The 16,989-nt window shown below is 46.4% G+C and carries 18 protein-coding genes; 10 read left to right on the top strand and 8 right to left on the bottom strand.

Annotated elements, in window-relative coordinates; all coding sequences use genetic code 11:
* Positions 1–9 precede the first annotated feature (9 nt).
* Together AF_RS06735 and AF_RS06730 are read right to left on the bottom strand one after the other, a co-directional pair.
* Positions 10–291, bottom strand: a complete 282-nt coding sequence (locus AF_RS06735) for a 50S ribosomal protein L44e (protein WP_010878830.1) — start codon at positions 289–291, stop codon at positions 10–12.
* On the bottom strand, positions 269–817 hold the full coding sequence (locus tag AF_RS06730) for a hypothetical protein (protein ID WP_010878829.1): 549 nt from the start codon (positions 815–817) through the stop codon (positions 269–271). The genes AF_RS06735 and AF_RS06730 overlap by 23 nt, the downstream gene beginning before the upstream one ends.
* 70 nt (positions 818–887) lie before the next feature.
* On the opposite strand from AF_RS06730, the gene AF_RS06725 reads away from it, so the two are divergent.
* Together AF_RS06725 and amrS are read left to right on the top strand one after the other, a co-directional pair.
* Positions 888–1,880, top strand: a complete 993-nt coding sequence (locus AF_RS06725) for a hypothetical protein (RefSeq protein ID WP_010878828.1) — start codon at positions 888–890, stop codon at positions 1,878–1,880.
* Positions 1,877–2,887, top strand: a complete 1,011-nt coding sequence (gene amrS / locus AF_RS06720; RefSeq protein ID WP_010878827.1) for an AmmeMemoRadiSam system radical SAM enzyme — start codon at positions 1,877–1,879, stop codon at positions 2,885–2,887. The genes AF_RS06725 and amrS overlap by 4 nt, the downstream gene beginning before the upstream one ends.
* On the opposite strand, the gene AF_RS06715 is transcribed toward amrS, so the two are convergent.
* Positions 2,869–3,570 (bottom strand): NAD(P)/FAD-dependent oxidoreductase, encoded by a 702-nt coding sequence (locus tag AF_RS06715; protein ID WP_010878826.1) that lies wholly within the window; start codon positions 3,568–3,570, stop codon positions 2,869–2,871. The genes amrS and AF_RS06715 overlap by 19 nt on opposite strands.
* Positions 3,564–4,925 carry an NAD(P)/FAD-dependent oxidoreductase gene (locus AF_RS06710; RefSeq protein ID WP_010878825.1) on the bottom strand — a complete coding sequence of 454 codons (1,362 nt, stop codon included), beginning with the start codon at positions 4,923–4,925 and terminating at the stop codon, positions 3,564–3,566. Before AF_RS06710 ends, AF_RS06715 begins: the two co-directional genes overlap by 7 nt.
* A 239-nt stretch (positions 4,926–5,164) precedes the next feature.
* Here AF_RS06710 and AF_RS13110 point away from each other — a divergent pair, with 239 nt between their 5' ends.
* Positions 5,165–5,335 carry a hypothetical protein gene (locus AF_RS13110; RefSeq protein ID WP_010878824.1) on the top strand — a complete coding sequence of 57 codons (171 nt, stop codon included), beginning with the start codon at positions 5,165–5,167 and terminating at the stop codon, positions 5,333–5,335.
* A 36-nt stretch (positions 5,336–5,371) separates the two neighbouring features.
* Positions 5,372–5,965 (top strand): GTP-binding protein EngB, encoded by a 594-nt coding sequence (gene engB / locus AF_RS06700; protein WP_010878823.1) that lies wholly within the window; start codon positions 5,372–5,374, stop codon positions 5,963–5,965.
* Here engB and AF_RS06695 read toward each other — a convergent pair.
* Positions 5,924–7,039: an MFS transporter gene (locus AF_RS06695; RefSeq protein WP_010878822.1), complete on the bottom strand. Its 1,116-nt coding sequence runs from the start codon at positions 7,037–7,039 to the stop codon at positions 5,924–5,926. The two genes, engB and AF_RS06695, sit on opposite strands and share 42 nt — an antisense overlap.
* 89 nt (positions 7,040–7,128) lie before the next feature.
* On the opposite strand from AF_RS06695, the gene AF_RS06690 reads away from it, so the two are divergent.
* Complete coding sequence (locus tag AF_RS06690) at positions 7,129–8,646, top strand: xylulokinase (RefSeq protein WP_010878821.1); 1,518 nt, start codon at positions 7,129–7,131, stop codon at positions 8,644–8,646.
* On the opposite strand, the gene AF_RS06685 is transcribed toward AF_RS06690, so the two are convergent.
* The gene (locus AF_RS06685; protein ID WP_143274415.1) at positions 8,632–10,005 is read right to left on the bottom strand and encodes a pyridoxal phosphate-dependent decarboxylase family protein; all 1,374 of its coding nucleotides are present in this window, start codon (positions 10,003–10,005) and stop codon (positions 8,632–8,634) included. The two genes, AF_RS06690 and AF_RS06685, sit on opposite strands and share 15 nt — an antisense overlap.
* A gap of 70 nt (positions 10,006–10,075) precedes the next feature.
* Here AF_RS06685 and AF_RS06680 point away from each other — a divergent pair, with 70 nt between their 5' ends.
* A complete protein-coding gene (locus tag AF_RS06680) occupies positions 10,076–11,581 on the top strand; it encodes a site-2 protease family protein (RefSeq protein ID WP_010878819.1) in 1,506 nt (501 codons plus the stop codon).
* The gene (locus AF_RS06675; RefSeq protein ID WP_010878818.1) at positions 11,578–12,441 is read left to right on the top strand and encodes an ATP-binding protein; all 864 of its coding nucleotides are present in this window, start codon (positions 11,578–11,580) and stop codon (positions 12,439–12,441) included. The genes AF_RS06680 and AF_RS06675 overlap by 4 nt, the downstream gene beginning before the upstream one ends.
* On the opposite strand, the gene AF_RS06670 is transcribed toward AF_RS06675, so the two are convergent.
* Positions 12,442–12,993 carry a GMP synthase subunit A gene (locus AF_RS06670; protein WP_010878817.1) on the bottom strand — a complete coding sequence of 184 codons (552 nt, stop codon included), beginning with the start codon at positions 12,991–12,993 and terminating at the stop codon, positions 12,442–12,444.
* Positions 12,994–13,017: 24 nt separating this feature from the next.
* Positions 13,018–13,602 (bottom strand): eight-cysteine-cluster domain-containing protein, encoded by a 585-nt coding sequence (locus AF_RS13295; protein WP_010878816.1) that lies wholly within the window; start codon positions 13,600–13,602, stop codon positions 13,018–13,020.
* A 406-nt stretch (positions 13,603–14,008) separates the two neighbouring features.
* Between AF_RS13295 and AF_RS06660 the strand changes: the two genes are divergently transcribed.
* The 3 genes from AF_RS06660 to AF_RS06650 are packed head-to-tail and all read left to right on the top strand — an operon-like array spanning position 14,009 to position 16,807.
* Entirely contained in the window at positions 14,009–14,527 is a 519-nt protein-coding gene (locus AF_RS06660) for a hypothetical protein (RefSeq protein WP_048064370.1), read from the top strand.
* The gene (locus tag AF_RS06655; protein ID WP_010878815.1) at positions 14,514–15,797 is read left to right on the top strand and encodes a Piwi domain-containing protein; all 1,284 of its coding nucleotides are present in this window, start codon (positions 14,514–14,516) and stop codon (positions 15,795–15,797) included. Before AF_RS06660 ends, AF_RS06655 begins: the two co-directional genes overlap by 14 nt.
* A complete protein-coding gene (locus tag AF_RS06650; protein WP_048064368.1) occupies positions 15,794–16,807 on the top strand; it encodes a hypothetical protein in 1,014 nt (337 codons plus the stop codon). Before AF_RS06655 ends, AF_RS06650 begins: the two co-directional genes overlap by 4 nt.
* Positions 16,808–16,989 lie beyond the last annotated feature (182 nt).

Here is a 16,989-nt window from a genome sequence, read left to right as displayed (position 1 = left end):
CCACCCCCTTTACCTCTCAATTAGTTCAAACCTCTTCGCTCTCCACGTCGGGCGGTGGTGAGCTTTCTTGCACTCAGTGCAGCGAAATCTGATGTTCACCCTCTTCGTCGGCTTATCCCCACCGGGAACCTTGCTGAACTTACCGAGGTTACCAACTTTTCCCCTCCTCTTCTTCTGCCTGTTGATCCAGTTCAGTGAGCTTGCCTTCCCCTTGCTAACTCTCTCGACTTCGTGGAGAGTGTGTTTTCCGCAATATCGGCAGAACGTCTTAACCTTCTTGGGATACTTCATCCTCTTTCACCTCTATTCTCTCAGCGATACCACCCTTGATTAGAGCATCAGCGTTCAACTGAGGGAGTGTAACCACATCTTCCCTCCTCAATTTATATGTTTTTCCGTCAGCCCCCTGTATCTCAACATCCTTTTTAATCCTTACAAGAACTCTGTCGGAAATTTTCCTTTTTCCTCCTTCGAGAATGCTCCTTTTGAACTCCTTTATTATGTCAATCAGCTTTTTGAAAAATACCCTTTCATCGCTGCACATGTTCTCGACATCGCTGCTGAACTGCTGCCCGCAAACCTCAGCCCAAGCAGCGCTGATTATCTTTCCGGTTCTCAGCTCGAAAATTTTCCTCTGCAGCCTTTTCAGCGTTCTGATCTCATCCTCGTACCTGAAAAAGTCGCTCTCTCCTGCGGAGCTCTTCATCTCTTCCAGCTCTGCTATCCTTTCTCTCAGCTTTTCGTAGAAATCATCATCAATTTTTGATAGCTGAGACCTGTTCTTTTCGATGAGGAGCAGAAGCTCATCCAGGTTCATCGCACCACCTACACCTCAGGAAGTTTAAGGTTGTTCATAATCTTTAAATCTTCGGTAGCCAAGAACATACATGGAATTTCGAAAAGAGGTTGAGGTTGCGAAGATTCTTGTTGGTGGCAAGGTTGAAGAGAACGTTGTTGAAATACGCTACGACCCTCTGACGCTGCAGACGTCGAGAATTCTGAAAAAGACAATTCCGATGCAGAGTGGGGATTTTCAGGAGGAGATTGATAGCACGAGGTCCTGGTGCCCTTTCTGCCCAGAAAGGATTGAGCAGATGGTGTCTCGAGACCCCGAGATAATGGAAGGTGAGCTATGGAAGAGGGGGGAGGCTGTGCTTTTCTCCAACCTCACGCCGTATTCGAAATACTCCCTCGTTTTGAGGCTGACTGAGGAGCACTACGTTCCCGTTTCGGAGTTCAAGTCGCAGCACTTCTTCGACGCCTTCAAGCTGATTCAGGAATACGTGAAGAAAGTTCCCGAAGGGAAGTATTACGTAACCATCGGAATGAACTATCTTAAGCCCTCCGGAAGCAGCATAATGCACCCCCACATTCAGGTAATGATAAGTGAGGTGTCAACCGACTACTTCGCTAGACTCGACTGGAGCGCTCTTGAGTTCAAAGAGAGCAACGGCGTTGACTACTGGAAAAAGCTTGCGGAGGTTGAAAAGGGAGGAGAGAGATACATCGGCAGCACCGATAAAACCGAGTGGGTCGCTGCCTTCGCTCCGAAGGGGTTCTTCCACTTCACAGGCATACCCGAAGAGAGGGAGTTTATGCAGATGAGCGATGAGCAGCTGAAGGGCATCGCTGAAGGAATAGCGAAAATTTTGAGGTACTACGGAAGGAAAAATCTCAATGCGTTCAACTTCTCGATGTTTTGTGCTGACAGAATCGGCGATCACTTCAGGACTAACATCAACATCGTTGCCAGAACACCTTTCGCAAAGTACTACTGGTGCGACGTGTTCTATCCGAAAATGTTCCACGACGAGAGCGTTGTCTTCTTTGTTCCCGAGGAGTACGCGAAGGAAATTAGAGAAATCTGGAGCGAGCTATGATAGTGAGGTCGTACCTTTACGAGAAGCTTAACGGAGATGTAAGGTGCAAAACCTGCTGGCATCGCTGCATTATCAAGGAAGGAAAAACAGGAATCTGCAGGGTCAGGAAGAACGAAGGAGGGGAGCTGCTGGTTTTAAACTACGGAATGGCATCCTCGATAGCTCTCGACCCAATCGAGAAAAAGCCACTCAACAACTTCAAGCCCGGCAGCAAGGTTTTGTCATTCGGCAGTGTGAGCTGCAACTTCCGCTGCCTGCACTGCCAGAACTTTGAGATTGCCTTCGCCGATCTTGACTACTCCTACCTTAGAGAAATCGACCCGGATACGGTTTTGAGGATGTGCATTGACAGAAGGGCGGATGGGGTTGCTTGGACATACAACGAGCCGGCAATCTGGCATGAGTTTGCTCTGGACAGCTCAAAGCTCGTAAAGGAGTCTGGATACTATGTGGTTTACGTCACCAACGGCTACATGACGCCAGAAGCGGTTGACCAGTTTGAAGGTGTGCTTGATGCAGCCAATGTTGACGTCAAGGCCTTTAGCGAAGACTTTTACAAAAAAATATGCAAGGCTAAGCTTGAGCACGTGCTTGAGACGGTCGAGTACCTTCACCGAAAGGGTGTTTTTGTCGAGCTGACCTACCTCATCATTCCCGGCGAAAACGACAGCAGAGAGGAGCTGAGAGACTTCTGCAGGTGGGTGGCAGATTTATCTCCAAAAATCCCTGTCCACTTCTCCCGCTTCCATCCAGATTACAAGATGCTCGACAAACCGCCAACGCCCGTTGAAAAGATTGAGGAGGCTGTAGAGATAGCCAAGAAGGAAGGAATTGAGTACGTTTACGCGGGAAACGTCTGGGGGCATAGGTACGAGAACACCTACTGCCCCAACTGCGGGGAATTGCTGATTGAAAGGGAGGGATTCTACGTTTACAACATCAATCTGGTGAGGGACAACCCGCCCAAGTGTCCTAACTGCGGCTATGCTCAGAACATAATCCTCTGAACGTTTTTCTCAACTTTTTCGTAGTCGTAGGTGCACTCAACAACGTTTCCTGCAAGCTCCCCCTTCAGATTTTTTGGATTGAAGGGCATTCTGCCGCCATAAACTATGAGGGTGTCGCAAACAATGCTTTCACCATCAATCTCAACTCTCTCCACCCTCTTACCACCGTAAACTTCTGCGGGGCTTTTGGATTTCAATAGCTCAACCTCGTAGTTTTTAGAGATTAAATGCTCCTCCAGCGCCTTGAAAATCCCCTCCTCTCTCCTTACGAGGATTAGAACCTTATTTCCGATTCTCTTCCCCATCGCCAGCAGTCTGATTGCGGTCTCAAGGGTGAAGATTCCCGCCACTCTCTTACCATAAACCTCCGATGCTGCAGGGGTCAAGTCAACGGCTCCTGTGCAGATGAAGTAGCCCTCAGCCTTGCCAGTTTCTACTCCTCTCGGAGAAATTACCTTTAAAGGATAGGTGGAAACAACGCAGCCCTTTGTAACCTCAACGTCGCTTTCCTCAATCACCTCTATGAATTTCCCGTAGTAATCTCTCAGCTCCTCTATCCTCGCAAATTCTGCCAGCTCCCCTCCCTTTCCCCTCATGTCGTAAACCTTAGCCACGACTCCCTTTTCTCTGAGCCTCTCTGCCATCAAAATACCCGCGTAACCACCACCAACAACCACTACCATACAATATCACTTCCCTCAATCTCCTTCCTCGCCTTTCCAGTCTTCTCCTCTATTAGCTGCATGATCTCGGCATGGCACTTGCAGCAGTCCATTCCCGCCCACGTGAGGTGCCTTACAGTATCAAAGCACTCTCCCTCCTCTACCGCCCTCAAAATCTCAGCTTTGCTGACCATGTTGCAAAGGCAGACTATCTCTCCGAAATCCTCATTTTCCTCTATAGCCTTCCTCACTTCATCCTCATCCAGCTCGGCCAGCCTAATCCACTCCGGCCTTTTAATCTCCTCCTTTCTCCTAAGCTCAAACCTTGATGACAGCATTTCAATTACCATCTCGGCGATGGCCGGAGCAGCAGTCAGTCCGGGGCTCTGAATGCCTGCAACGTTGATGAATCCCTCAACGGGCTGGTTGATTACGAAGTCAGTCCCTGCAATCGACCTCAGACCAGCGTAGAAGGCTACGACACCTTCAGGCTTCCTCGTGAAGAGGGGGGAGAACTTCTCGATTATGCCCTCAATCTCCTCCTTCTTTACGGAGGTGTCCTCCTTGCTTTCCACGTCAATCAAATTGGGCCCCCAGAGCGGCTTTCCGTCGAAGCCTATGAGCGCTCCTCCCCCCTTCGTCCTCTTATTGGGCTTGAGGGGGATTGCGACGGTGAGGTGGTTTGAGAAGCCCCTCTCGGCAAAAACTATGTGCGTTCCCTTTCCCGGTGTGATGGTCATCTCGTAGCCAACCATTTTCGCAATCTCGTCAGCGTAAAGGCCCGCACAGTTTATGACGCATCTCGCCTCAAAATCGCCCTTGGTTGTTTTAACAATGAATCCCTCTCCTTTCCTCTCAATACCAACAACTTCACAGTCGTAGTGAACCTCAACGCCGTTTGCCTTCGCAAACCTTATTGCTGATGCTGTCATCTCGACAGGATTGACAACTCCAGCAGTCGGGAGGAAGAGTCCGCCCCAGATGTCCTCCCTCAAATTGGGAACCATTTCAAGAACCTTTTTCTTGCCCAGCCTTTTCGAAACCACTCCGTTTAGCCTGAAGTAAAGCTGGATGAGGGGAATTGCAAGGAAGGTTATGATGTTGGTAGCAACGAGAATTAGCCCTACCCTCTTGAAGGTGAAGCCGAGCTCCTCAGCCTCCGCATCCATCATTGCGTTGCCCTTAAGGCAGAGCTTGCTTTTTAATGAGCCGAAGGGGAGCTGGAGGGGATGAATTATCCCAGAGCAGCCCTTCGTCTGGTCGAGGCCGGGGCCGGACTTCCTCTCAACAACCACAACGTCGAGGTGGTACTTTGAAAGCTCCTTTGCGATGAAGCTTCCCGTTACACCAGCGCCAACAATGAGCACGTCCTTCACGGAGGGTGTTGAGCGGAGATATTAATAAATTTTTACATTTTCGAAAAGTTTAAAAATACACGATGCCAGAACACAGCATGCCCACTGCCATGCAGGCTCTGGCGATTTTGAGGGATGCGGGACAGTTTCAATGGTCCCAAACAGGCTTTTCTACGCCATCGTGCTTTCGGCAGCATGCGTGGCTGTTGAAATCATTCTCAATACAGCTGGTGTCCTAACCTGGGAGTATCCATGTTGGAATGCCAATGCCTGTGCTAATCTTCCTCATCGGCTACCTGCCCTTCTTCCTCGCCGCATACTGGATTTACGACATGGAATCGGTGAGAAAGCAGGCTATTACGGCTGGAGCAATCCTATCCTTCGATGCTGCGATGCTTGCAATCTTCGGCGGCATTCTGGGCTGGATATAACTCAAGGGTCATAAACCCTCACCACCAAGCCTTAACATGAAAGTAAAGGAGGTCATATTCGCAGGCAGGTCAAACGTTGGAAAGTCAACCTTATTCTCAGCCCTCTTCAAATTCGAGGTCAGGAAGGGAAAAAAGCCCGGAACGACCATCAGACCGAACTCCTTTCAGGTTGGAAGTGTAATTTTCACCGATTTGCCCGGATTCGGCTACGTGAGCGGCTACAGCAGAAACTTCAGCGAGAGGGTGAAGGATTTCGTTGTTGAGTACATCGAAACCAATGCAAGGAGAATAGTTGCGTCAGTCGAGGTTATCGACGCAAGCTCCTTTCTCGAAATTGCTGAGAGGTGGGAAAAAAGAGGATACATCCCCGTTGAGATAGAGATGTTCGAGTTTCTGAATGATGTCACACCGAGAGTCTTTCTTGCAGCCAATAAAATGGATAAGGTTGATGATATCACCAATCTCAACAAAATTGCCGAGATGCTGGGGATGCAACCGCCGTGGGAAAAATGGAGGCACGTTATTTATCCAGTCTGCGCTAAAAAGGGGGAAGTTTCAGCCCTGAAAAGGGACTTGAAGCAGTATCTTTTATCTCTCAACCTCAGAGATGCTGCCAAAGCCTTTCGATAGTGATATAGGGGAGAAGAGCAGAGTTGCTGCGGCAAGAATCAGCATCATGCTCTGAAAGCTGAGAAATCCTGCCATAAATCCGGCCAAGGTTGTTCCAGCGAAAATTCCTGCGTTGAGGACTGTGTTCGCCACGCCCATCGCATACCCCCTGTTCTCGTAGTCGGAGGCTGCGGCAAAGACTGCAGTGTTCACAATGCCGTTTCCTGCGCCGCAGAGCAGAGAGGCGAGAAACAGGAAGGGAAAATCGGGCTTAAATGCGGAAAAAAGCCCCAAGCCTGTGACTACCATCCCCAAAAGGGCGGTAACATTTCTTCCAGCCCTGTCTGCCAGTATCCCTGCGGGAACTCTAATGATGGCTGAGAAGAGGAAAAGCACAGCAACAAGCAATCCTGCCTGCTGCTGGGATATGTTAAGCTCTGGAGCGTAGAATGGAATGGCGAAGAGTGCAAGAGAAGAGCCGGTCGCCATTCCCACAAACATCACCGCAAACAGCGGGGCAAGCTTTCTCGGAAAGATGAACTGCTTTCCAATCTCCCCGCCCTTGCTCCTTTCCCTCACCCCAACAACAGGAACAAGTGCTGCAGCAGAAAAGACCAGAGCGAGCAGGAAGACTGCCTTAACACCAAAGAAATCCGAAACAAAACCCCCTGCAAGCGGGCCGGCAAAGAATCCGAGCATCAATGCGGTTTGCAGCTTCCCCATGGCCTCTCCCCTTCTGCTCTCCTCTGAGATGTCAGCAACCAATGCATTGATGGAGGGGATGTAGAGGGCACTCCCCAAGCCATGTAGAGTCCTCGAAAAAACGAGAAGTTCTGCAGTGCTGGATTGCAGATAGAGCAGAGATGCAAGAAGGCTTGTAACTGCCCCTGCAACAAGAAAACGCCTCCTCCCGTAAACCTCGCTCAGCATACCGAAGGGTGTCATGGCTATTGCGGGAAATAAAGCGAAGACTCCAGCAGCAAAAGCTGAGAGAAAGACGGAAGCTCCAAGTGAGGAGGCGTAGGAGGGGATGATTGGAATGACGCAGCTAAGCGAGGCGTAGGCAAAGAATCCCGAAAGTATGAGCCTGAGCATTGCCCCTAATCTTCGCTGGAGTATTAAAGCTTTAAACCTGAGTCGTTAATTGTAGAAAATTATAAATATTTTGCAACTCAATATTATTGATGGCCTCCATTCTTGCAGTTGATGTTGGGACCACCTCCATTAAAGCCGGGATTGTTAGCACCGAAAATTTTGAGGCTGAGAGTACTCAATCAACAAGGGCTGTTGTGGAGTATCCGAAAAAGCACTGGGCTGAGAAGGATCCGGAAAAGCTGTGGAACAGTATTGTTGAAGTTTGCAAGCCTCTGGCTGAGAAAGCAAATCCCGACGCCATTGTGTTTGGCGCCCACATGGCGGGGGTTGTGCCTGTTGATGGAGAGGGCAACGCGCTGAGGAACATCATAACGTGGCTCGATGAAAGGGCTGCGGGACTGCCTGAGGACGTGTGGAAGGGTTTGATTAAAATTCAGGGCTACTCATTAACCAAGCTAATCAAATTTCTGCGTTTGACGGGGGGAGCACCGTCGAGGACGGGTAAAGACCCGATTTCAAAGATAGTCTGGATCAGGGAGAATGAGCCGGATGTTTTCGGCAAGACCTTCAAGATGCTCGACGTTAGAGGATATTTGGTTGCGAGAGCCACCGGAAATTTTGTTACGAGTCCCGACGAAGCACACCTAACATGGCTTGCAGACACCCGCGGAGGGAAGGCGAGGTGGTCTGAGAGCATCCTTAAAGATTATGCCTTGTCAGCCTCGCTCTTCCCTGAGATAAAGAACTGCACAGAAATTGCCGGCTATCTTCGCCCTGAGGTGAGGAAGGAATTTGGATTAGAGGGGGATGTGCCGGTAATGGTTGGCTCTGGAGACGTTGCAGCTGCAGCCGTTGGCTCTGGAGCGGTGAAGGACTACGAGTGCCACATTTACGTCGGAACGAGTGACTGGGTTGCTGCCCACATTCCACAAAGAAAAACTGACATCTTCCACTTTATAGGGAGCCTGCTGAGCGCCATTCCTGAGAAGTACTTGCTGATTGCCGAACAGGAAGTTGCTGCAGGCGCTCTGGAGTGGGCGATGAGGCTTGTGGGCATTCAAGGAGAATACGAGCTGGTGAAGGAGCTTGTGGAGAAGGCTCCTGCAGGAAAGCTGATATTCATGCCGTGGTTCTACGGCGAGAGGGCTCCAATCGACGACCCCTACGTTAGGGGAGGGCTGGTAAACGTGGGCCTCGACAGCGGGAGGGAAGAGGTTCTGAGGGCGATGATGGAGGGGGTTGCATTGAACATCAAGTGGGTCTTTGGCTATGTGGAAAAGATGACCGCTCCGCAGCAGATGGTGAGCATTGTCGGGGGAGGGGCGCTTTTTGACATCTGGTGTCAGATTATATCGAATGCCGTTAGAAGGCCGCTGAGGAGGATAAAGCATCCTGAGGAAACTGGGTTGAGAGGTTTGGCTACAATGGCGGCGGTTGGGCTGGGGGAGGAGAGCTTTGAAAGTGCAGCAGCGAAGTTCGAGGTTGACAGAGTTTTCAAGCCCGACGATGAGGAGGCAAAGGTTTACGACAGGCTTTTCGAATACTACAAGGAGCTTTACAGCAAGCTGAAAAAAGTTTACAGAAAGCTGAACTCAGCGGAATATTAGCTCGTTGATGAATTGCTTGAACACGCTCTCAACAATCTCAGGCGGCATGGAGTGGATTAGCTCTGAAATAAGCTCTGAATCTTCTGGCAGTCCATCCTCACCGAATTTGAGCTTTGAAACGTCAAAGGACGACATTTCTGGATAGCTGCACTCGCACTCTGGCAGCACCTCCCTCATGTCCTCAAGAAACTCGTCAACAACCTCCGCATGGCCCGGAATTACCGAGAAGTGCAGACTCCTCGGAAAGCCCAGTTTCTTGGAGCCGGGCTGCGACTGCACATACCACCCTTTCTCAGCCATGAGAGTGCTCACTTTGAAGAGGTTGTGCCTCTCAGAGGTAAATGCTAAAACCGCCCCCTCTGGACTGCCAAGCAGCTCCAGCCCAAGCTCTGTAAGCCCATCTATCAGCCTTTTCTTTGCGTAGAGCGTTTTCTTTGCAAGTTTCAGGTAGCCGTCAAAACCGAGGTAGCTCATAACCGCCCACGCTGCTGCGAGCGTTCCCGCAGAGCGGGTTGAGAGCACAGCGGTGTTTACGAGAGGATAGCCCGGCCATGAGGCCATAACAAAAATCTGCCCCTCTCTGAGCTTAGCATTCCTGTAGAGAATCACAGAAGCCCCTCTCGGCGACAATCCGTACTTGTGGAAGTCCGCTGAAATTGAGTGCACTCCCTCAACGCTGAAATCGAAATCCGGGATTTTCTCTCCAAGCTCCCTGAAGAAGGGGAGATGAAAGCCTCCAAGGCATGCATCGACGTGCAGCCAGAGTTTCCCGTCAACCGCAATGTCAGAGAGGGCTTTAATGTCATCAACAACGCCAAAGGGGTAGTTTGGGGCTGAGCCGACAATCATGGCCGTCTTATCACCAACAAGCTCCTTCACAGTCTCCACATCAGCTCTCAGCTCATCATCGAGCTTCGCCCTCAAGCACCTCATTCCAAGATACTCGGCACTCTTCCAGAAGGCAGGATGGGCCGTTGCGGGCAGAACGATTTCGGGGACGACATTTCCCCCTTCCTCCTTCCTGAACTTCTCTCTTGCCGCCTTTAGGGCAAGCATTATGCTCTCAGTCCCACCGTAGGTGAAGTTTCCCACAACCTCCTCGTCCCCATTCAGCAATGATGAAGCCATTCGCACAACTTCCCTCTCCATCCTCAGAAGGCTCGGAAAGCAGGTAAAGTCGAGCATAGTCTTATCCATGTACATTAAATAGGCCTTCCTCGCAAGCTCAACAACATCCTTAAGCCCGGCGTAGTAGATGTGTCCCCACATTCTCCTGCTGTGCGGCTCAAAATCGTTCTTAGCGTAGTCTTCAAGCCTCTTCAGCACTCCCTCAGCATCGCTCCCATTGGGAAAGCTCATGATTTTAGTTGTGTGGATTCTATAAATTTTTACCTCAAAGCTTTTATTGTGACCTCCCTTATTTAATACAATGTCCACCGAGCTTGAATCCATTGCCTACGCACTAATCGCCTTCGGAGCCTACTGGGGCTTGGTTGAGTGGCTGAGAAGAAGAGGAACTCTTGAGAGATACAACATAACCGCTTACGGGCCAGTTTTGATGATAAGAACGAAAAAGGGGCTTGAACTCCTTGAGAAGCTTTCAAGACCGAAGAGATTCTGGAGGCTCTTTGCCGACCTCGGTCTGCCTGCGGTCTTCGCTGGAATGGTTTTCATGTTCTCTCTCATTCTGATAGCGGATTACATAATGCTCATAAGTCCTCCCCAGCCGTCTGAGCTGACAAGTCCGAGGGCTGCGCTGCTTTTGCCTGGCGTTAATCCCTTCATTCCCATTGTGTGGGGCACGATAGGGCTTGTTGTAACTCTAATCGTCCACGAGTTCAGCCATGCCATCCTCTGCAGAGTCGAGGGTGTGACGGTAAAATCGCTTGGCGTGATTCTCGCCCTCATCCCGATAGGCGGGTTTGCCGAGCCGGAGGAGAAGGAAATTATGGATAAGGAAAGGACAAAGAGTTCTGCAAGAATCAGGATTTTCTCAGCTGGAGTTGTTAGCAACTTTGCTGTTGCCTTCATAGCCTTCGCACTCTTCTTCTCCCTTCTCCCTACAGTTCAGCCCGCCCTTGTTGCGGTGAACGACAGCGGAGTGGTTGAGGGGAGGATTGTTGAGGTTAATGGAGTGAAGGTTAGCAGCGTTGATGACGTGAAGGCGGTATTGCAGAATGCGGAGATTGCGGAGATAAAGATTGTGAATGGCGATGAAATCAGGATTCTGAGCGTTCCGGCTGTGATGGGCGTGAAGGTGATAGGCCTCTACACCGAAAATGGCGAGAAGTTCCCCGCGGAGCTTGCGGGGATAAAAGCAGGGATGCTGATAGTCAGAATAGACGAGACGCGAATTACAGGCTACGAGGACTTTCAGAGGAAGATGCAGGAAACGAAGCCGGGGCAGAGAGTCAGCGTTGAGGTTTACGACAACGGAACCTTCAGAACCTTCAACGTGACGCTTGCTGGAAAAGGGGAGAAGGGATTTCTGGGCGTTTACGTCAGCACCTTTGACTCCATTGATGGAATAAACGTCTTCCACTCAAAGGCGATGCTCGACGAGCTGAAATCCGTTCCCGAGCTGATAAAGTCCGTCGGAGGGTGGCTTTACCTCATCGCAATGCCCTTCAGGTTTCAGGGCTTCACAGAAGCACTTGAGCCCCTCTTCGTCGCGCCTCAGTGGGTTTTCTGGGTTCTGAACACACTCTACTGGGTCGGGTGGATTAACTTCTACGTTGGCCTTTTCAACTGCCTTCCAGCCGTGCCTCTCGATGGCGGGAGAGTTTTCCACGAGGTCTTTGCGAAGCTGCTGGCGAGGAGGTATGGTGAGAGGGCTGAAGAGATGTCGATGAAGGTCGTCAAGTTTTTCGCCTTCATCGTCTTCTTCTCAATCCTGATGTCAATAGCAATTCCGAACATTAGGGGTCTCTTATGAAGTGCAAAAAGTGCGGAAGAAAGGCTGTAGCGAATCTTAAAGCCTACGGCATAGCTCTCTGCGAAAAGTGCTACCCAGAATTTTACAGAAATCTCGTTAAAAGGAGCATAAAGAGGTTCAGGATTCTCAGGCCAGAGGAGAGGGTGCTGATAGCGATTTCGGGGGGAAAGGACAGCTCTGCACTGGCTGCAGTTTTGAAGGAACTCGACTACGATGCTGAGCTGCTCTACATCGACCTTGGAATTGGCAACTACTCTGAAGAGTCGGAGAGGGTTGTGAGGGAGCTTTCATCCAGTCTTGACCTCAGCCTTAACGTGGTGAGGCTGAGGGACTACGGCTTCACCGTTGATGATGTTGCGAGGAAAATGAGGAGAAAAACCTGTTCAGCCTGCGGAACTGCAAAGAGATACATCATGAACAGGTTTGCGAGGGAGAATAGTTTTGATGTTGTTGCCACAGGCCACACGGCTGAGGACATAGCTTCATTCTACATCAAAAACGTTGCCGGCGGGACGAGAGTGTGGGCGGAGAAGCTGATGCCGAGAAACGAGCCCTTTGATGAGAAAATTGTTACAAGGGCAAAGCCTCTCTTCGAGGTAAGCGAGAAAGAAAACATGCTATACGTTCTGGTTAATGACATCCCCCACACTCTTATGGAGTGTCCCCACGCTCCAAATCCGGAGTGGAAGGAAATTGTTTACGACATCGAGAGGAGAAAGCCGGGCTTCGTTAAGAACTTCGTCAGGGGATTAGTAAGGCCAGCGGAGGAGTTTGAGGAAACTAAGTACTGCAAAATCTGCGGAGAGGTTTCGAGCGGAGACGTGTGTGCTTTCTGCAGGCTGAGGGAGAGGCTGAGCTGACTACTTTTTGCAAATCTCGATGAAGTTTCTGTAAAGCTCCACACCAAACTGGGAATGGTAAACCTCAGGATGCCACTGCACGCCATAGAGTGGCTTCTTCTCGTGCCTCATCGCCTCAATCTTGCAGATGTCCGATTCGGCAAGCCTCTTGAATCCCTCAGGCAGCTTTTTTACCTCGTCCATGTGGCTTGCCCACACCGTAATTTCTCTCGGAATCCCCTCAAAAAGCTCGTCGTCCTCAACAATCCTGACCTTAACCTCCGAATAACCTCCCATCGAGCCCTTTCCAACCTCACCGCCAAAAACCTTGGCCATGAGCTGGTGACCGAGGCAGATTCCAATCATTGGAACGTCAAGCTCTTTGAGATAAAGCTCGCAGTTCCCCGTTCTGTCGAGGGATGGCCCACCACCAATCACAAGCCCGTCCACATCCTTAAGCTGCTCAACGGGTGTGGTGTTCTCCACAAGCTTCGTTTCCACTCCCAAGTCCCTGAGAGTTCTGTGGATGAGGTGGTTGTACTGGCCGTAGTTGTATATCACGTAGATTTTCATGCCCTTAAGTTGGTGAAGGAAAAATTAACTTTGTGCCCACTGGCACTGATTGTTGATGCAGCCGCATCTCATTCCGTACTTCGCAGCATCGAAGCACTCCCTCCACTCGCAGGTCGTGACGATCTGCTCTCCAACTCCAGCACAAACCTGCCCTGAGCATCCCGCCGCTTTGCAATCAGCATCGCTCTTGCACTCAGCGTAGGTTGACCATCCACAAAACTCCTCCTCAAGGGATTTGATTTCCTTGGTTTCGCCGTTAAAGTCTGTGAAGGTGACCTTAAAGTCCTTCTCTCTGACGTCGTATATCTCCACCGTGCTCATGCAGTTGCACTTGCATATTTCCCCGTCATTGTCCTTCTCGACGATTCTGTATTCGTTTTCGGATTTCTCCACGAGAATCTCATCGCTGCAGCAGTTTCTCATTATGTGGACTGTGAGGTTGCTACCAACAAACTCGTAGCCTTCAACACCGTATTCAGCGACCTTCTCAGCTCCACAGCCCTTGATGGTGTAGTTCAGCTTCTCCACACTTCCGGCATTCTGCTCTCCGCTCTGCAGGCAGAGCGGAAGGATGGCGGCAAGTATCAGAAGAAGGATGTAGCGTTTCATGGTTAAAACTTGTTGGTGAATTAAATAAAGGTAATTTTTTGAGGATAAAAAATAAATATAACCATTTTTAACTTAGCTGGAATTGCAATTTAATAAGACTCCAGTCCAAGATTAAAATTTATTTAGCCAAACCCTAAGTTGATGTGATGAAAACAAGTTTTAGGAGGAGTTATCATGGAAATACCACTCAGTTCGGGTAATGTGAACACTCCAGATGTAAGAAGTTCAGGAATTCTATATTAATATTTACCCCATCGTTAACTATCCAGAAACGATAAAGGTATCAGCAATTCCATATTATGAGGAATTTTTACCAGGTAAATGGAAAAAAAGGATCGGAGATTTAATTTATTTATATGGTTATGGCATAGAAAACGAATTTGATGAAATAGATAATAGTAATGCTTTGTTTGGAAAAATATTTCGAAAGTATCTTCTTGATATATTGTCAGAGAATATAGCTACACCATGGCAATTAAAAGAGTTGGGATCAACTTTGAGATTAGTTAAGGAAATTACTGAAAACTATGAGTTCTCCAATATAATAAAGCTACAATACGAGTTAATAATTAATGTTCATCATTGGCAAAATACAAATTTTGGAATTATTGTTGATCTAAAAATAAATATCCTTGATCGAGAAAATAACCAGCGAATCTCATATACGAAGATTAAAGATAAGTACGGGGAAAGTGTCAAAAAGAAAATATGGGTGTCTGTTCAAGCATTCCATAGACATCTTACACCTGAAGGTAAAAAATATGCAACAGCTATGCGGGATAAGTTTAACCTTCTCACAGGGCTTTTAAAAGAAGCCTTCGGTTCTTCAGAAGATGAAAAGACTTTTAGCACTCCTGATGGAGAAATTAAGATTGTTTTTAAGCCTCTTGAAATAGTAGAGGTGTCAAACAATGATGGAATATAAAATAGTTGAAAATGGTTTGACATACCGTATAGGGAATGGCGCATCTGTACCAATATCAAACACTGGTGAGTTGATTAAAGGATTAAGGAATTATGGGCCTTATGAAGTCCCCTCCTTAAAGTATAATCAAATTGCATTAATCCATAACAATCAGTTTTCAAGTTTAATAAACCAATTGAAATCACAAATAAGTTCTAAAATTGATGAGGTGTGGCATATTCATAATATAAACATTTCTGAGTTTATCTACGATTCCCCACACTTTGACTCTATCAAATCTCAAGTAGATAATGCTATAGATACGGGTGTGGACGGAATTATGCTCGTTCTTCCAGAATATAATACCCCATTATATTATAAGCTTAAATCGTATTTAATAAATAGTATCCCATCACAATTTATGAGATATGATATATTATCTAACAGAAATTTGACATTCTATGTTGACAATCTGTTGGTACAATTTGTTTCAAAACTTGGTGGAAAACCTTGGATTTTAAATGTAGATCCTGAAAAAGGTTCAGACATTATAATAGGAACTGGCGCAACACGTATTGATAATGTAAATCTATTTTGTTTTGCTATGGTCTTCAAGAAAGATGGGACAATGCTGTGGAATGAAATTTCACCAATAGTTACGAGTAGTGAATATCTAACATATTTAAAAAGTACAATTAAGAAAGTGGTATATGGTTTCAAAAAAAGTAATCCGGATTGGGATGTCGAAAAGTTAACTTTACATGTAAGTGGAAAAAGGCCCAAAATGAAAGATGGAGAGACAAAGATTTTAAAAGAAACGGTTGAAGAGTTAAAAAAACAAGAAATGGTATCAAGAGACGTAAAATATGCTATACTTCACTTAAATGAAACTCATCCATTTTGGGTAATGGGAGACCCTAACAATAGATTTCATCCGTATGAAGGGACAAAAGTAAAATTAAGTTCTAAAAGATACTTATTAACACTTTTACAGCCTTATCTTAAACGAAATGGATTAGAAATGGTAACCCCTATAAAACCATTAAGTGTTGAGATCGTTAGCGATAATTGGACTTCTGAAGAATACTACCACAATGTTCATGAGATTTTGGATGAAATATATTATCTGTCTAAAATGAATTGGAGAGGATTTAGAAGTAGAAATCTACCCGTTACGGTTAATTATCCAAAATTGGTCGCAGGAATCATAGCAAATGTAAATCGTTATGGAGGATATCCAATAAACCCAGAAGGGAATCGCTCATTACAAACGAATCCGTGGTTCCTATGATGGATAAAATATATATTGATAAAATAAATGAAATAGAAAAAAGGATGAATTATGTTGTTGATAATTGGGAGTTTGACCCACAAATTTCTAATCAGGAGATTAGATTTGTTCTTTGCGCATACATTCATGGCTTCTACAAAAACAAGAAGGTAAAGAAATTAGCGGAATCCTATTCTCAGAAAATTAAGGAAAGAAGAAGATTGGACTCTGAAACTATTTTAACAGCCCTAGTGTCAGCTTTAATTGTTGGCGAGGATTTGTTAATATATTGGAATAAATTGAAAAATAGAATTGAAAAAAGCCCTATTACTGAAAAGTCAAATCTAATAATTCAACTTTTGCCAATATTGAATTTCAATATACTCAAAAAAATTGGTGAATTGGAATATTTTAAATCATTGTTAGAGTACTTAAGGACTCAAGGTGAAGAGTTAATTTATTATTGGGCATGTAAGCAAATTTTTTTAGAGAAAATAAATGTAAATATAGATACATCCAAAATTAAAAATTTAAAGGAATATTTGTTATGGGAATTAATTACTTCAGAGGAGTACGAAAATCAAAAAGAAAGTCTAAGAGAAAAGTTTATCCCTGAAATATTGAATTATAAATTTGAAAGATTTGATCTGGTTGTATTTTTGATGTATCTATTTCTAAAAAAGAACAGGATATATATTTTCACAGAAAGCGAGCTAAACAGAATAATAAAAAAAGAAGTTATGCTTAGAATAAATAAGAAAGTCTGGTTTCCTGTACTGTCTTCTCTTTTATTTTTGTTAATCAAATTATGGTCTATTGAAAGCATAAAAATTACATACGAAACACATGGGCAGATTTTAATGATAATAGTTGGAACTTCTTTTTTATATTTTGAAGAAAGATTGCCACCAATTGAACTTCCTGTAAAAAGAATTAAAATAACTTTGGGGCAAATTGGAGAATTTATGATAGTGGTTCCAATCTTAAAGGCCTTAGGACTAGTTTCATTAATAACCAGAATGATACCTTAATTTGAAAACCGGAAGATAATTCTGCTAACTAATCTTTTCTTCTATTATTCAAATTAAATATAAAATTAATAATACCAAAATCTAAATGCGGTTATCCAAACAGACTTAAGTTTTGTATATATATCCCCCGCAACGCAAAACTACTCTCCCACCTTCCTCAAGGCGCTGAGATCTGTTGAAAA

This window comes from Archaeoglobus fulgidus DSM 4304, assembly GCF_000008665.1.
Classification (GTDB): domain Archaea; phylum Halobacteriota; class Archaeoglobi; order Archaeoglobales; family Archaeoglobaceae; genus Archaeoglobus; species Archaeoglobus fulgidus.
Note: the sequence above shows the minus strand (reverse complement) of the source record. Positions and strands in the feature narration are given on the sequence as shown.

Excerpts from the sequence above, each read along its gene's own strand:
- AF_RS06715 (WP_010878826.1), bottom strand. The coding sequence starts at position 3,570 with ATGGTAGTGGTTGTTGGTGGTGGTTACGCGGGTATTTTGATGGCAGAG.
- AF_RS06650 (WP_048064368.1), top strand. The coding sequence starts at position 15,794 with ATGATGGATAAAATATATATTGATAAAATAAATGAAATAGAAAAAAGG.
- AF_RS06730 (WP_010878829.1), bottom strand. The coding sequence starts at position 817 with ATGAACCTGGATGAGCTTCTGCTCCTCATCGAAAAGAACAGGTCTCAG.
- AF_RS06695 (WP_010878822.1), bottom strand. The coding sequence starts at position 7,039 with ATGCTCAGGCTCATACTTTCGGGATTCTTTGCCTACGCCTCGCTTAGC.
- AF_RS06655 (WP_010878815.1), top strand. The coding sequence starts at position 14,514 with ATGATGGAATATAAAATAGTTGAAAATGGTTTGACATACCGTATAGGG.
- engB (WP_010878823.1), top strand. The coding sequence starts at position 5,372 with ATGAAAGTAAAGGAGGTCATATTCGCAGGCAGGTCAAACGTTGGAAAG.
- amrS (WP_010878827.1), top strand. The coding sequence starts at position 1,877 with ATGATAGTGAGGTCGTACCTTTACGAGAAGCTTAACGGAGATGTAAGG.
- AF_RS06725 (WP_010878828.1), top strand. The coding sequence starts at position 888 with ATGGAATTTCGAAAAGAGGTTGAGGTTGCGAAGATTCTTGTTGGTGGC.
- AF_RS06675 (WP_010878818.1), top strand. The coding sequence starts at position 11,578 with ATGAAGTGCAAAAAGTGCGGAAGAAAGGCTGTAGCGAATCTTAAAGCC.
- AF_RS13110 (WP_010878824.1), top strand. The coding sequence starts at position 5,165 with ATGCCAATGCCTGTGCTAATCTTCCTCATCGGCTACCTGCCCTTCTTC.
- AF_RS06680 (WP_010878819.1), top strand. The coding sequence starts at position 10,076 with ATGTCCACCGAGCTTGAATCCATTGCCTACGCACTAATCGCCTTCGGA.
- AF_RS13295 (WP_010878816.1), bottom strand. The coding sequence starts at position 13,602 with ATGAAACGCTACATCCTTCTTCTGATACTTGCCGCCATCCTTCCGCTC.
- AF_RS06670 (WP_010878817.1), bottom strand. The coding sequence starts at position 12,993 with ATGAAAATCTACGTGATATACAACTACGGCCAGTACAACCACCTCATC.
- AF_RS06685 (WP_143274415.1), bottom strand. The coding sequence starts at position 10,005 with ATGAGCTTTCCCAATGGGAGCGATGCTGAGGGAGTGCTGAAGAGGCTT.
- AF_RS06690 (WP_010878821.1), top strand. The coding sequence starts at position 7,129 with ATGGCCTCCATTCTTGCAGTTGATGTTGGGACCACCTCCATTAAAGCC.
- AF_RS06735 (WP_010878830.1), bottom strand. The coding sequence starts at position 291 with ATGAAGTATCCCAAGAAGGTTAAGACGTTCTGCCGATATTGCGGAAAA.